The organism is Rhizobium sp. P1_B8, assembly GCF_056406515.1.
This window is the reverse complement of the sequence record NZ_JBFTZZ010000015.1, coordinates 114,427-128,026: the sequence shown is the minus strand read 5'-3', so window position 1 is coordinate 128,026 and position 13,600 is coordinate 114,427. Positions and strand designations below refer to the sequence as shown.

Here is a 13,600-nt window from a genome sequence, read left to right as displayed (position 1 = left end):
TCTTTGTTTTTTAACTATTAGCGTCCACCAAAGCCGGAGCTGACGGTGATACCCTTGTAGATCACCCTCTGCAGCACGATGGCCAGGACGACGCCCGGCAGCATGGAGATCGTCGCACCCGCCATGATGTAGTTCCACGCGGTGCCTTGCTGTGTCTGGAACAGGGTGAGCCCGAGCGGCAGCGTGGCTTTTTCAACGCCGCTGGTGGCGATCAGCGGCCAGAGGAAGCTCTTCCACTGCGCGATGAAGGTGAACAGCGACAAGAGGCCGATGGCCGGCATGGCAAGTGGAACGATGACCGTGACCAGGATGCGCAGGCGCGAAGCCCCGTCCATCATCGCCGCCTCGTCGAGATCCTTGGGAATGCCGAGGATGAACTGTCGCAGCAGAAAGGTGCCGAAGGAGCTGAAGGCGACCGGCAGGATCATGCCGTGATAGGTGTTGATCCAGCCGAACTTGCTGACGATGAGAAACAGCGGGATGACCAGCATCACCTGCGGGATCATCAGCGTACTGAGATAGGTGAGCAGCAACCCCTCCCGGCCGGGAAACTTTAGCCGGGCAAAAGCGTAGGCAGACAGGCAGGATACCGCAATCACGATCGCCGTGACGCCGCAGGCGACCACGAAGGAATTCAACAGGAAGGTTCCGAACGGCAGGGAAACCAGGGCTTCGACGAATGTTCCCCAACGATACTCCTCGGGGAAGATGCGGACCGGCACGGCCATCACCTCGGCATTGGAGCGCACCGCGTTCGACACCATCCAGAAGAAGGGGAAGAGGAAAAGCAGCGCGATCAGCGAAAGTGCCGTGTAGCTGACGAAGGCGCCGACGCGCCGCAATATGCGGTGACGATGCTGGGACACGGAATGCGGATGCCGTGAGGTCGGATCAATCGTCATAATGCACCCATTTGCGCTGCATGTGGAATTGCAGGATGGTGAGCGCCATGATCATGACGAACATCACCCAGGCCAATGCGGAGGCATAGCCCATCTGGAAGTTGGTGAAGCCCTTCTGGTAGATGGCGAAACCGAGCGTGGCCGTCGCCGAGCCCGGGCCGCCGCGCGTCATCGCGAATATCTCGTCGAAGACCTGCAGCGAGGTGATCGCCGTCATCACGGTGCCAAAGAAGATGGTCGGCGATATGAGCGGCAGGCGGATGCGCCAGAAGCGCTGCCAGGCATTGGCACCGTCGATCGTCGCCGCCTCGAGGTAATGCTTCGGCACGAGGTCGAGCGCGGCGTTGAACATCACAACGTTGTAGCCGACATTCGCCCACAGGGTGACGAGCACGACCGCCTGCATGGCCCAGCTCGAGCTCAACAGGAAATTCGGCAGACCGAGGCCGAGCGCGCGGATGATGCTGTCGGCCAGCCCGTCCGGCGTGAAGATCAGCAGCCATACCACCGATGCGGCGATGGTGGGCGTGAAGGTCGGCAGGAAGAAGATCACCCGGAAGATCGCCTTGCCGCGCTTCAGGCTCGATATCCAGACCGCGAGCGTCAGCGAGACGATTATATTCAGCGCCAGATACTCGACGGCGAAGAACAGCGTGTTGCTCAATACGGTGTAGAAGGCCGGATCGACAGTGAAGAGCCTGATATAATTCTGAAAGCCGACGAAGGATGGCGTCGAGATCAGCTGCCAATTGGTAAAGCTGAGCGCCAGCGACGCCAGGATCGGCAGCGCCATGAAGACCATGAAGCCGAGGAAGCTCGGCAGCAGGAACAGCATGGCTGTCTGCGTCTCCGGCTTCAGGAAGCGCCGTGGCTGACCGGGCTGCAAGGGAACTGCGGCAACAGCGCTTTGCGACATGTCTTCCTCCATGCGCGGCAGGACCTGCCGCAGCGCGAGCTGGCGCATGACCCGAAAATCGGAATCGATTTTCCGATAGGATCATGCGCAGATTTCAAAGCGACCGCGCGTCCTGTCGGACGCGCTGGCTCTATTGCTGTACAAGGCTCTGGATAGACTCCATCGTCTGCTTGGCATCGGCGCTGCCGGCGAAAGCCGGCGGGAAATACTGGTTGAACAGGTTTTCCACCGCCGCCCAGTTGTTGGTGATCACGTAGGGCACGGAGTGCGCCAGGGAATAGTCGATGGCCTCGCCGCCATTGGTGATGTCCTTGGCCGCCACCTTGTACCAGGCGGATTGCGACGCCGTGCGCGCCGGCAGGGCACGGCCCTGCTCGGCGAGATAGGATAAGGCTTCAGGGCTGGTCAGCACCTGGATCGCCTTCCAGGCAGCATCCTTGTTCTTGCTCGTCGTGGCGATGCCGAAACCGGAGCCTGCGGTGACGGCGGAAAGTTCGCCCTCATCGCGCGGCAGGGTGGTGAGGCCGATCTTGAACTTGGCCTGATCCTTCATGCCGATGATCGACCAGGGGCCGTCGATATACATGGCGACATTGCCCGAATTGAACCGCCCCTGGATGACATCACCGGGATCTGCGCCACCCGAGGGAACCAACGGCGCGATCTTATCCTTGGCGGCGAAACCGACCACTCTCTCGGCGGCGGCAACTGCACTCGCACTGGTCAAGTCAAGCTCGCCGGCATCGTTGACGTATTTATCGCCCCAGGCCGCGGCCAGGACCGAATAGTTGGTCGGGGTGATACCGAAGCCATACTTGCCGTCCTTCGTCAGCTTCTTGGCGGCATCGGTGAACTCGGCAAGCGTCCAGCCCGGCTTCGGCAGCGGAACGCCGGCGGCTTCGAGCGCGTCCTGGTTATAATAGATGACCCACGGACCGACATCGTAGGGCAGGCCGTAAAGCTGCTTTTCGACGGACATGCCGCCAATGATCGAGGGGGTAAAGGCGCCGACGTCGAATTTGTCAGCCTCGATCCGGTCATTCAGGGGCTCGAGCAGCGAATAGAAGTTCGGCATGCGCAGCGACTGCATGGAAACGATGTCGGCGAGTTGGCCCGATGCCGCCAGCACCGGCAGCCTCGTCCAATAATCGACCCAGCCCGTCGTCGTCAGCGTTACCTTGATGTCGGGATACTTGGCGGTCACCATCTCTGCCAGGTGTTGCCAGCTCTTGGTGTCGGTTTCGGAGCCGGTCCACATCTGCCAGGTCAGGTTGACCTGTTCGGCCGATGCGGCAGTGGCAAAAAGACTGCTGCCGATAGCGGCAAGCAAAAGCGTTTTCTGCAGAACCTTCATGGGTTTCTCCTCCCTCCATGAACGCAAAGGACACGCGAGTGCGATCGAGCTCACGCCTTCAGGACGATCTCGATCACCGGCACGGTAACGTCCGGGCGCCGGACCGGCAGTTCGAGCGTGATCATGCCTTCCGGCACCGTCACGCCGATATTGGAATCCACATCCTTGGTATGGCTCAGCCAGTGCACCTCGCTGGCGTCCTGCAGGAACTGCGCATAGGCGATCCTGTCGGCGAGACCTTCGATGTGGATGTGGCGGTAAGGCCAGTTGTAAACATGCAGATAAAGGCGGTTACCGCGCTGGGTATAACGGCAGCCAGCCGGCACCGGATAGCGGGAGGGCCCTGCCCCATAGATGGAACGTCCGTTGACGGCCATCCAGTTCTGATAGACCTCGAGCGCGCTGATGGCGCGCGCATCGAGCGTGCCCCGGCCGGTCGGGCCGACATTCATCAGCAGGTTGCCGCCGAGCGCGACGGAATCGATCAGCAACTGGATGATCTGTTCCGGGCTCTTCCAGGTATCTTCGTCGCGGTGATAACCCCAGGAGCCGCTGAAGGTGTGGCAGGCTTCCCAGAGTACCCCCTGGCTGGCGATGGCGGGGGCCACGCGCGGCGTATATTGCTCCGGCGTCGTGACGTCAGGCAGGTTGCCGGGCGGCAGGTCGAGGCGGTTGTTGACAATGATCTCAGGCTGCAGCTCGCGCACCAGATCAACCAGGCGCTCGCTCTCCCAGTCGGCGCGCCCCTTGCCGGGCAGGCCGCGATATTCGCGCCCGGGATAGCTGAAATCGAACCAGATGATGTCGATGCGGCCGAAGCCGGTCAGAAGCTCGCGCACCTGTTCGCGCATATAGGCAGCGTAGTTGGCTATGTTTCTGCCAGCGTTCAGCGCCTTGGCGTCGGGATGGTTGCGTAGCGGATGGTGAACGTCGATCGGGAAATCGGGATGGTGCCAGTCAAGCAGCGAATAGTAGAAGCCGATCTTCAGCCCTTCGGCGCGGAAGGCGTCGACCAGCGGCGTCAGCAGATCTTTGCCACAGGGCGTGTTCGTCGCCTTGCAGTCCGTCACCTTGCTGTCCCAGAGGCAGAAACCCTCGTGGTGCTTGGTCGTCACCACGACATATTTCATGCCGGCAAGACGTGCCCGCCGCGCCCACTCCTTGGGATCGTAGAGATCGGGATCGAAATTGTCGAAATAGCGCTGGTAGTGGTCGTCGGTCAGCTCTTCGCGGTTCTTCAACCACTCGTGCCGGGCTCCCAAGGCATAGAGGCCCCAATGGATGAACATGCCCAGGCGATCCTGGCTGAACCAGGCGTGTTTGCCCGCCCCTCCCGATGCCGGATTTTCCGGCTGGCGTTCCGAACTCATGACAGGTTTCTCCTCCCTGTTTTCCGGCTGAACGTCATATCGAACCGGTTCGGTAAATGATCATCTCGCCTGATCCTATATCTGTCAAGCCGAAATTCGCGATCACAAGATCAGAAAAGCAAACCCTGCAAAACAGGCGATTTGAAGCATGCATGTTGCGCCGACCAATAAAATCGGACATAACAAGACATTAGAACCGGTTCGATCGTTATGACCACCATACGAGATGTCGCGCGCCTTGCGGGGGTTTCAATCTCGACCGTCTCGCTGGCGCTCAATAGCCCGAAGCGGGTCGGCGCCGAGACCCTTGACCGCATCCAGCAGGCGATAAAATCGACCGGTTACCGCATCGACCCGGTGGCCCAGACGCTGGCGCGCGGACGCAGTTCGCTGATCGGTTTCGTTTCGGCCAATCTCGGAAACATGTTCTTCGGCGACATCCGGCGAGAGATCGAGCACCAGGCGCTCGACCACGGCTATTTCGTCCTCATCGCCGACTCCTCCGGCAGGGCCGATCTCGAACGGGCGCTGCTGGAGCGGCTGGAGGCGCAGAAGATCGCCGGCATTGCGCTGGCGGCAAATGGGCGGGGCGAGGAGTACGCCACATTCCTGCGCGACTTCAAAACTCCGATCGTGATGTTCGACCAGAAAGTGGAGGGCGCCGAGCGCGATTTTGTCGGCTCCGACAATCCGCTGACCACCACCATCCTGACGGAACATCTGCTGCAGCTCGGCCACAGGCGCATCGGCTTCATCTCCGGGCCGAGCGGCCTGCACACTGCCGACGAGCGCCTGAAGGGCTTCATGAACACGATGGCCGGCGCCGGTGTGGACATCGATCCTTCGCTGGTGGCCGAAGGCGGCTACACCAGGACCGGCGGCCATGCACAGGCGATGCGGCTCTTGACCCGCCGCGACCGGCCGACCGCCATCATCGGCGCCAACAATATGACAGGCCTCGCAGCACTTCAGGTGATGCAGGAGATGGGTTTCCGCTGCCCTGACGACGTGTCGCTAGCGATGGTCGACGACGTGCCCTGGAGCAATGTCATCACGCCCCGCATCACCATGGTGGTGCAGGATGCGCAGAAGCTCGGGGAATTGGCGGCGCAGCGTCTGCTGGCTAGAATAGCAAGCCCGGAGGGCGCCGCCGCACCGCCGCAGGATTTCATCCTGACGCCGAGATTCGTGCGCGGGGAATCGACCAGGCGGCTGTGAGTGCTTCCACCGGTCCTCACGCATATGCGAAAGCCGCGTCGAGAGATGTAAGCGCAGTGCCGGATTTTCACTGGCCGGCCGTTATGCATTGAAAGTCGGAAAAATTTGTCATACATGTGTGATGAATTGTGAATTTCGCAATGCCGCGTTTGAACGGCATGCGGATCAAAGCCGATGCGGGGGCGTGCGTGGCTATGCAGATGAAGGATCGCAGCAAAGGCTCCGGGTCGCTGGTCTCACAGGTCGGCGAAAGCCTCCGGCAAGCCATATTGAGCGGCCAGTATTCGGCCGGCGACAAGCTTCCGAGTGAGCATGAACTGACCGAAACGCACAGCGTCAGCCGCACCGTCGTGCGCGAGGCCGTGGCCGCGCTTCGCTCCGACGGGCTTGTCGAGGTGCGTCAGGGAGCGGGTATCTTCGTCCTCGGCGCCGATCCGGTTCTCTCCGCTGGGAAAGCCGACAAGGCCCGCGTTGTTTCCGATCTGGAAGTGCTCGAGATCAGAACGCCTGTCGAAATCGAAGCCGCCGGTCTTGCGGCCTTGCGCCGCTCGCCCGCGCAGGAGGAGGCGATTTTCGAATGCCACCGGAAAATCCTCCTGTGCATCGAGAGCGATCACTCCATTCGCGAGGCGGATCTGGAACTCCATGCCGCCATCGCCGAAGCCACGAACAATCCGCTCTTCCGGCAGTTCCTGGAGTCCCAGGGCTCGGCGATCATCCCGCAGTCGCGGCTGGTCCCTGAAACAAGGACAGCCGAGCAGACCGCCTACCGAAAGCTGATACACAGGGAGCACGAAGCGATCGTCATCGCCATCTCCGACAGGGACGATCAGGCTGCCCGCAACGCCATGCGTGAGCACCTGGTCGGCAGCCAGGCAAGGTACCGCAACCTGCTGAAGGATCTGCGAAGCTTTACGAGCTGATAGTTGATCCCGGAACTGTCTGGAAGCGTCCGCAGCGATTGGCGCGAATTGTCCGCTATTTGTCCGGTGCGCGCATTTTCTCGTACCATCAAATTGCCGAATATGGCTTCATGATCAACCGCCATGGAGCAAAAAATGTCCGGCCATGATACTGTCCTTCTCGTTATCGACGCCCAAGAGTCTTTCAGACAACGCGATTACTGGGATGAAAACCTCGCTTCCGCCTACATCGATCGTCAGCAGGCTCTGATCGACGGCGCGGAAGCCGATGGAATACCCATCATCCAGATCTTCCATGTCGATGAAAACGGGCCGTTTTCGGAAGCATCCGGATTCGTCAGCACACTCGCCCCGCTCAGGATCACTCCCAAGGCGACGTTCAGGAAGGGGCGCCACAGCGCCCTGGTCGGTTCCGGTCTCGACGTGTGGCTGACCGAGAACGGCGTCCGTCGTATCCTCGTCTCCGGCATTCGCACGGAACAGTGCTGCGAGACCACCACCCGCCACGCCTCCGATCTCGGCTATCAGGTCGACTATGTCGGCGAAGCGACCCTGACCTTCCCGATGACCGACGCAACGGGACGCACTTGGAGCGCAAGGGAAATCCGGGACCGGACCGAACTGGTCCTCTCAGGCCGTTTCGCTCGGATCGCGACTGTCGAACAGGCATTGGCGGGGCGCGAAAAGTCACTCGCCGCATGACGGACGCCGCGCAGCCCTTCGATATCCCGGTCTTCGTCGTCGTGCCGCCGCGCGTGCTGCTGCTCGACGTCGCCGGCCCGATCGAAGTGCTGCGCAAGGCGAACCTCGAACAGCGCACAGTCCGCTTTACCGTCACCTATATCGGCCCATCAGCGACGGTCGGCAGTTCGATCGGTCTTGCCGTTACGGGTGTCGTCGCATTGCCGGAACGCTTGCCCGATAGCGCGCTTGTCGTCATTGCCGGCAGCGCCGACGCCCCGATGGCAAACAGTCGTCCGTGGGACAAACAGGAACGCGCTGACCAGGCAGCCATTATCGCATGGCTGAAGCGCGCCATCCGTCCGGGAATTCGACTGGCTTCGATCTGCTCGGGCGCATTGCTCGCTGCCGAGGCCGGAATGCTCGACGGTCGCGAATGCACCACCCATCACGGCTGTATGGAAGATCTGATCAGGCTCGCGCCCACCGCGCGCGTCCGGGACAACCGGCTCTATGTCGAGGACGGAGACCGCCTCACGAGTGCCGGCATCACCGCCGGCATAGACCTGATGTTGCATATCGTCGCCGAAGCGGCGGGGCATGCCTGCGCGCTTGCGGTGGCGCGATATCTTGTCGTCTATCTCAGGCGCGGCGGCTCGGATCCGCAGCTTTCGCCCTGGCTTGAAGGTCGCAACCATATTCACCCGGTCATTCACCGTGCACAGGATGCGGTGGTCGCCAACCCCACTCAGGACTGGTCGGTGGCCTCCCTCGCCCGCCTCAGCGGCGCCAGCCCGCGCAACCTTTCACGGCTGTTCAACGAGCAGACGGGCATGAGCGTTACGGATTTCGTCAACCGCATGCGCGTGGCTCTTGCCCGCGAGATGCTCTCTGGTTCGCGGCTGGACATGGAGGTCGTCGCGATGCGCGCCGGCTTCGGCTCGGCGCGGCAGCTCCGCCGCGCCTGGAACCGTTTGAATGACGGCCCGCCGAGCGCGGCGCGGGCAAGGCTGCCCGCAGGTTCATAGGCTGCTCACCACCGGTCACCAGATCGCGATGACGGTCGCGGACATATTCTCTCCCAATTTTCACGTTGAAGCGCTTGCCACGACGGGGGATGCATGGATGGAATTCCACGGGCTGCTTACCCATCCGTGACTGAAAGCTAGTTGAAAGCTTCGACGTCATAGGAAGGGGCAGCATCGTGGAGGAGACACGGTCAAAGTGGCGAGACGACGATGCTAGCAAACCACAGGAGGAGATTTCCATGCGTTCTTCACGCAGCCTTTTTCACACCGTCGCTTTTTCGACGCTTCTCGCCGCAGCATCTTTGGCTACCAGCGCCGCACATGCGGCCGATAAGATCACCATCATGGTCGGCGGTTATGAGAAGCAGATCTATCTGCCCGCCAAGCTTACCGAATCGCTGGGATACTTCAAGGACGAGGGTCTCGACGTCGAACTGCTGAATGAAGCTGCCGGCGTCGATGCCGAAAACCAGCTTCTGGCCGGCGCCGTCCAGGGCGTGGTCGGCTTCTACGACCATTGTGTGGACCTGCAGGCCAAAGGCAAATTCGTCGAATCCATCGTCCAGTTCAGCCAGGCGCCGGGCGAAGTAGAGATGGTTTCGAGCAAGCACCCTGACATCAAGTCGCCGGCCGACTTCAAGGGCAAGAGCCTCGGCGTCACTGGTCTCGGCTCGTCCACGAACTTCCTGACCCTCTTCATGGCCTCGAAGGCCGGCCTGAAACCCGGTGATGTCGTCACGGTTCCAGTCGGCGCCGGCGGCACCTTCATCGCCGCCATGCAACAGGACCAGATCCAGGCCGGCATGACGACAGAGCCGACGATCTCGCGCATGATCAAGACCGGCGAGGCGAGCGTGCTCGTCGACATGCGCACGGTCCAGTCGACCCGTAAGGCGCTTGGTGGCACCTATCCGGCCGCCTCGCTCTACATGGAAGCCTCCTGGGTCGATGCACACAAGGAAGAAGCGCAGAAGCTCGCCAACGCCTTCGTCAAGACGCTGCGCTACATCAACACGCATTCAGCTGCCGAGATCGCGGACAAGATGCCGAAAGACTTCTACGTCGGCGACAAGGACGGTTACATCAAGGCTCTCGACGACGGCAAGGGCATGTTCACATCGGATGGCGTCATGCCGGAAGACGGTCCGAAGACCGTGCTTGCCGTGCTCTCGGAGTTCTCCAAGAACGTCAAGGGCAAGCAGATCGACCTTTCCAACTTCCGGCCCCAACCGGAAGCGACCTCCCGATCGATCCATGGGCATTGCGTGCACGCGCCCAAAGCACGCCTCAGGTATCATCATGCAATATGACAAGAACCAGATCCCGGCGATCGAGCTGATCAACGTCAGCCGCCGCTTCGTCTCGCCGACCGGCAAGTCCCTTACGGCCTTGCGCGATTTCAACATGACGGTCGCCCGCGGAGAGTTCGTCGCCGTCGTCGGCCCTACCGGCTGCGGTAAATCGACGACGCTCAATCTTGTGACGGGTCTCGCATGCCCGAGCGCCGGTGAAGTCCGGCTGATGGGCGGGCCGATCACCGGCATTGACCCGCGTGTCGGCTTCGCGTTCCAGACCGACGCACTCTTTCCCTGGAAGAACGTGATCGACAACGTCATGGCCGGCCCGCTGTTTCGGGGCAAGTCGCGCACTGAAGCGGAAAAGAGCGCACGCGACTGGCTGGCCCGCGTCGGCCTTTCGAAATTTCTCCATCACTATCCCCACCAGCTTTCTGGCGGTATGCGCAAGCGCGTCTCCCTGGCCCAGACATTCATCAACGAGCCGGAAATCCTGCTGATGGACGAGCCGTTTTCGGCTCTCGACGTGCAGACCCGCACGGTCATGCATGAAGAGCTCTTGAAACTGTGGGCGGAGCGCAAGGCCTCGGTGGTGTTCGTGACCCACGACCTCGAAGAGGCTGTCGCCCTTGCCGACAAGGTCTACGTCCTGACCGCCGGCCCTGCGACGGTAAAGTCGGTCTACACGATCGATCTCCCCCGCCCGCGCGTCGTATCGGAAATCCGCTACGAGCAGAGCTTCATCGACTACTGCAAGACGATCTGGGAGGACCTGCGCGAAGAGGTCGAGACCAGCTACCGCCGCGCAAGCGAAGCGGCCTGAGGGAGGATATCATGGCACACACCACACTTGAGGCCGGTTCGGCCACCATGTTTCGGCCGGGCACGTCGGACACGGAAATCGAGGCATCGGCGCTGAAGGCGATGCGCCGGCGCAAGACGCTGGTGCGCTTCTGGCAGATCGCCATCCTGGTCTTCGTGATCGGCATGTGGGAGCTGTCTTCCAACATGCAATGGATCGATCCGTTCTTCTATTCGAGCCCAAGCGGCGTCGTTCAGCGCCTCTACGAATGGGCAACCGAGGGCACCACGGAGGGTTCGCTCTGGTATAATCTTTGGGTGACGATGGAGGAGGCCCTGATCGGCTTCTTCGCGGGTTCGATCACCGGCGTCTTCGTCGGCATTGGTCTTGGCCGCAACCGCTTCCTGTCGGACATTTTCTCCGTCTACATCAAGGCGATCAACTCGATACCGCGCGTCGTTCTCGCCCCCATCTTCATCATGATCATGGGTCTCGGCCTGCCCTCCAAGGTTGCTCTCGCCTTCATCATGGTCTTCTTCGTGGTGTTTGCAAACGCCTTCCAGGGCGTGCGCGAGGCCGATCGCAATATGATCGCCAACGCGCGTATCCTCGGCGCCTCGGACTGGCAGGTCACCCGCACCGTGGTCATCCCATCGGCCATGAGCTGGATCTTCGCCAGTTTGCACGTGTCCTTCGGTTTCGCGATCATCGGCGCAATCGTCGGCGAATTCGTCGGCGCCCGCTTCGGTATCGGCCAGCTCATCTCGATCGCCAAGGGTACGTTCGACGCCGCCGGCATGTTCGCGGCAATCCTCCTCGTCATGGTCGTCACGCTTTTTGCCGAATACATCATGACATTGATCGAGAACCGCCTTGCGAAATGGCGTCCGCAGCAGCACCTCGATACCCAGTGATCAAATCGACCTCCTCCCAAGGCAGATCGACCAGAAGGCCGGGCGCGATGCCCGGCCTTCTTTGATGCACTTAGGTCTAAGCGAGCGGCAGCCGCACCGTCACGACGAGCCCACCGCCTTCCGCGTCATCGAGCGAGACTGAACCTCCAGCGCCTTCGACGACCTCCCGAACGATCGCAAGCCCCAGACCACTCCCCTCGGCTTCGGTCCCCATGATCCGGTAGAAGCGTTCGAAAACCTGTTCGCGCTCCCCGCTCGGAATACCCGGCCCGTTGTCCTCGACGGTCACGACGGCGTTGCCGTCCGCCTGCCCGACGGCGACGGTCACCCGTCCGTTCGGGCGGGTATAGCGGATCGCATTGTCTATGAGGTTGACCAACATCTCGCGCAACATCGTCGCGTCGCCGTCGACAATGACCGGGCGGACGGCTTCCAGGCCGACGTCGATGTTGCGCTTGAGCGCCTCTTCAGCATGCGCTTCCAGGATCTCGCGGGCAGCCTTCGTAAGGTCGGTCGCATCGCTCCGGGGGCGCCGGCTTCCGGGCTCGGCCCGCGATAAGGTGAGGAGCTGGCTGGCAAGACGCGAAATCTGTTTCGTGCTGGTGCGAAGGGCGAAAAGCGCCTCGTCGCGGCGAGCAGCATCGGCTTCGCGGGCCGCCACGCTCGCCTGCGTCGAAATCAGCGCCAGGGGGGTTCGCAGTTGATGCGCCGCATTCGATACGAACCGTCGCTGCGCGGCCATCTGGTTCTGGACGCGCTCCATGTAGTCGTTCAGGGCGTGAACGAGCGGCTGCAGCTCGCTCTGCACCATCTCCGGCGGCAGCGGATCGAGACGGTTGCGCCCGCGCTGGCGCAGGGCGTCCCGCAGCCTCAGCGCAGGAGCCAGGCCACGCTGCAGGCCGAGGATGGTCACCAGGCTTGCGACGAAGACGAGCACGAACTGCTTCGAAAAATCTGAGAGCCACAATTGCCTTCGCATCGCATACTGGCTGTTATGCGTAACGGCGACGGTCACGGAGATCGCGCCGTCATCGGGAAGGCCGACGACAGGATGGTCGAGCATCATGACGCGAACATCGGCACCGTGGAACGTGCGATCCTCACCGGTGCGCTGGACGGCCGGCAACGGCAGGTCGGGAAAGCCGCTGACCAGACTGCCCCATGCGGTAATCACCTGATAAGATACACGGTCGCCGAAGCCCGTATCAAACATCTCCAGCGCGGAAGGCGGCACGTCCACCTGAACATTGCCGCCCTCGTCGACACGGACGGCTTCGGCAATGACGCGCGCCGACGCCAGAAGTGTTCGATCCGTCACCAGCTTTGCTGTGGCGTCAGCCGTCCAGAAGCTGTCGTAAAGATTGAAACCGATCGCGCCGAACAGGGTCAGCAGCACCCAGCAGAGCAACTGCACCCTCAGGCTCTGGCTGAGCCGCGCGATCGTCGCGCCCACCTTGGTGACGAGGCTACTGGACATGTCTGAGGAGATAGCCAAGCCCGCGCAACGTGGCAATCTGAACCGAACTGCCCTCGAGCTTCTTTCGCAGCCTGTGGACGTAGATTTCGATGGCGCTCGGATCCGCCTCGTCGTCGAAACCGAACACGCTTTCGGAAAGGGCGGCTTTCGAGACGGTGTTGCCAAGCTTCATGACGAGTTGCTCAAGCACGGCATATTCACGCGGCGTCAGTTGCAGCGGCTCGCCTGCGACGAAAAACTGCCGCGTCCCGCCGGAGAAGCGCAGGTTGCCGACGGTAATCTCGGATGATGCCCGGTCCTGGCCGCGGCGGACCACCGCACGAATCCTCGCTTCGAGCTCGGCGATTTCGAAGGGTTTGGCGAGATAGTCGTCGGCGCCGCTGTCAAGCCCTGCAACACGGCCGTCCAGGCTCGCATTCGCGGTCAAGATGATGACCGGCAGCTTGTTTCCGGACTGCCGCAATCGCTTCAACAGCGTCAATCCGTCAAGCTTGGGCAGCGCCAGGTCGAGGATCATCGCCGAATACTCCGCCACCTTGAGCATATGCTCCGCGTCCTCGCCGTCATGGGCAATGTCGATAGCGTATTGTGCCTGTCGCAGGGCTTTACCCAGCCAGGCCGCCAGATCCTTGTTGTCCTCCACCACAAGCAGTCTCATCTGACCTTCCTAGCACGTGCAAACGGTCTGACAAGCGTGACACAGTTTCCACCGCTGATACC

Annotated in this window: 13 protein-coding genes; 7 read left to right on the top strand and 6 right to left on the bottom strand. The window is 61.5% G+C overall.

The features are described 5' to 3' along the window. Nucleotides 1–17: 17 nt before the first annotated feature. The 4 genes from AC1D2N_RS18325 to AC1D2N_RS18310 all read right to left on the bottom strand — a co-directional run bounded on the left by AC1D2N_RS18325 (nucleotide 18) and on the right by AC1D2N_RS18310 (nucleotide 4,542). Nucleotides 18–902 (bottom strand): carbohydrate ABC transporter permease, encoded by an 885-nt coding sequence (locus tag AC1D2N_RS18325; protein ID WP_018245919.1) that lies wholly within the window; start codon nucleotides 900–902, stop codon nucleotides 18–20. After that, nucleotides 892–1,866 carry a carbohydrate ABC transporter permease gene (locus AC1D2N_RS18320; protein ID WP_018245920.1) on the bottom strand — a complete coding sequence of 325 codons (975 nt, stop codon included), beginning with the start codon at nucleotides 1,864–1,866 and terminating at the stop codon, nucleotides 892–894. Before AC1D2N_RS18320 ends, AC1D2N_RS18325 begins: the two co-directional genes overlap by 11 nt. Before the next feature lie 82 nt (nucleotides 1,867–1,948). Beyond that, on the bottom strand, nucleotides 1,949–3,172 hold the full coding sequence (locus AC1D2N_RS18315) for an ABC transporter substrate-binding protein (protein ID WP_131705605.1): 1,224 nt from the start codon (nucleotides 3,170–3,172) through the stop codon (nucleotides 1,949–1,951). Nucleotides 3,173–3,222: 50 nt separating this feature from the next. Continuing rightward, the gene (locus AC1D2N_RS18310; protein WP_130748201.1) at nucleotides 3,223–4,542 is read right to left on the bottom strand and encodes an alpha-L-fucosidase; all 1,320 of its coding nucleotides are present in this window, start codon (nucleotides 4,540–4,542) and stop codon (nucleotides 3,223–3,225) included. A 210-nt stretch (nucleotides 4,543–4,752) separates the two neighbouring features. Here AC1D2N_RS18310 and AC1D2N_RS18305 point away from each other — a divergent pair, with 210 nt between their 5' ends. The 7 genes from AC1D2N_RS18305 (at nucleotide 4,753) to AC1D2N_RS18275 (ending at nucleotide 11,403) form a co-directional block, all read left to right on the top strand. Further along, on the top strand, nucleotides 4,753–5,760 hold the full coding sequence (locus AC1D2N_RS18305) for a LacI family DNA-binding transcriptional regulator (protein WP_130748200.1): 1,008 nt from the start codon (nucleotides 4,753–4,755) through the stop codon (nucleotides 5,758–5,760). A 140-nt stretch (nucleotides 5,761–5,900) separates the two neighbouring features. Beyond that, a complete protein-coding gene (locus AC1D2N_RS18300) occupies nucleotides 5,901–6,683 on the top strand; it encodes a FadR/GntR family transcriptional regulator (protein WP_020493439.1) in 783 nt (260 codons plus the stop codon). Between the two features lie 123 nt (nucleotides 6,684–6,806). Next, nucleotides 6,807–7,385 carry an isochorismatase family protein gene (locus tag AC1D2N_RS18295; RefSeq protein ID WP_018245925.1) on the top strand — a complete coding sequence of 193 codons (579 nt, stop codon included), beginning with the start codon at nucleotides 6,807–6,809 and terminating at the stop codon, nucleotides 7,383–7,385. Further along, the gene (locus tag AC1D2N_RS18290) at nucleotides 7,382–8,392 is read left to right on the top strand and encodes a GlxA family transcriptional regulator (RefSeq protein ID WP_130748199.1); all 1,011 of its coding nucleotides are present in this window, start codon (nucleotides 7,382–7,384) and stop codon (nucleotides 8,390–8,392) included. Before AC1D2N_RS18295 ends, AC1D2N_RS18290 begins: the two co-directional genes overlap by 4 nt. 239 nt (nucleotides 8,393–8,631) lie before the next feature. Next, nucleotides 8,632–9,702: an ABC transporter substrate-binding protein gene (locus tag AC1D2N_RS18285; protein WP_477981717.1), complete on the top strand. Its 1,071-nt coding sequence runs from the start codon at nucleotides 8,632–8,634 to the stop codon at nucleotides 9,700–9,702. Continuing rightward, on the top strand, nucleotides 9,692–10,510 hold the full coding sequence (locus tag AC1D2N_RS18280; protein ID WP_130729577.1) for an ABC transporter ATP-binding protein: 819 nt from the start codon (nucleotides 9,692–9,694) through the stop codon (nucleotides 10,508–10,510). The genes AC1D2N_RS18285 and AC1D2N_RS18280 overlap by 11 nt, the downstream gene beginning before the upstream one ends. 11 nt (nucleotides 10,511–10,521) lie before the next feature. Next, on the top strand, nucleotides 10,522–11,403 hold the full coding sequence (locus tag AC1D2N_RS18275; protein ID WP_003549874.1) for an ABC transporter permease: 882 nt from the start codon (nucleotides 10,522–10,524) through the stop codon (nucleotides 11,401–11,403). Between the two features lie 76 nt (nucleotides 11,404–11,479). On the opposite strand, the gene AC1D2N_RS18270 is transcribed toward AC1D2N_RS18275, so the two are convergent. Beyond that, entirely contained in the window at nucleotides 11,480–12,880 is a 1,401-nt protein-coding gene (locus tag AC1D2N_RS18270) for a sensor histidine kinase (RefSeq protein WP_018245929.1), read from the bottom strand. Beyond that, nucleotides 12,870–13,538, bottom strand: a complete 669-nt coding sequence (locus tag AC1D2N_RS18265; protein ID WP_018245930.1) for a response regulator — start codon at nucleotides 13,536–13,538, stop codon at nucleotides 12,870–12,872. The genes AC1D2N_RS18270 and AC1D2N_RS18265 overlap by 11 nt, the downstream gene beginning before the upstream one ends. Nucleotides 13,539–13,600: the final 62 nt, after the last annotated feature.

What these genes read in the sequence shown, in the direction of transcription:
- AC1D2N_RS18285 (WP_477981717.1), top strand. Translation starts at nt 8,632, where the DNA reads ATGCGTTCTTCACGCAGCCTTTTTCACACCGTCGCTTTTTCGACGCTT.
- AC1D2N_RS18280 (WP_130729577.1), top strand. Translation starts at nt 9,692, where the DNA reads ATGCAATATGACAAGAACCAGATCCCGGCGATCGAGCTGATCAACGTC.
- AC1D2N_RS18265 (WP_018245930.1), bottom strand. Translation starts at nt 13,538, where the DNA reads ATGAGACTGCTTGTGGTGGAGGACAACAAGGATCTGGCGGCCTGGCTG.
- AC1D2N_RS18275 (WP_003549874.1), top strand. Translation starts at nt 10,522, where the DNA reads ATGGCACACACCACACTTGAGGCCGGTTCGGCCACCATGTTTCGGCCG.
- AC1D2N_RS18270 (WP_018245929.1), bottom strand. Translation starts at nt 12,880, where the DNA reads ATGTCCAGTAGCCTCGTCACCAAGGTGGGCGCGACGATCGCGCGGCTC.
- AC1D2N_RS18320 (WP_018245920.1), bottom strand. Translation starts at nt 1,866, where the DNA reads ATGCGCCAGCTCGCGCTGCGGCAGGTCCTGCCGCGCATGGAGGAAGAC.
- AC1D2N_RS18305 (WP_130748200.1), top strand. Translation starts at nt 4,753, where the DNA reads ATGACCACCATACGAGATGTCGCGCGCCTTGCGGGGGTTTCAATCTCG.
- AC1D2N_RS18300 (WP_020493439.1), top strand. Translation starts at nt 5,901, where the DNA reads ATGCCGCGTTTGAACGGCATGCGGATCAAAGCCGATGCGGGGGCGTGC.
- AC1D2N_RS18295 (WP_018245925.1), top strand. Translation starts at nt 6,807, where the DNA reads ATGGAGCAAAAAATGTCCGGCCATGATACTGTCCTTCTCGTTATCGAC.
- AC1D2N_RS18310 (WP_130748201.1), bottom strand. Translation starts at nt 4,542, where the DNA reads ATGAGTTCGGAACGCCAGCCGGAAAATCCGGCATCGGGAGGGGCGGGC.
- AC1D2N_RS18290 (WP_130748199.1), top strand. Translation starts at nt 7,382, where the DNA reads ATGACGGACGCCGCGCAGCCCTTCGATATCCCGGTCTTCGTCGTCGTG.
- AC1D2N_RS18325 (WP_018245919.1), bottom strand. Translation starts at nt 902, where the DNA reads ATGACGATTGATCCGACCTCACGGCATCCGCATTCCGTGTCCCAGCAT.
- AC1D2N_RS18315 (WP_131705605.1), bottom strand. Translation starts at nt 3,172, where the DNA reads ATGAAGGTTCTGCAGAAAACGCTTTTGCTTGCCGCTATCGGCAGCAGT.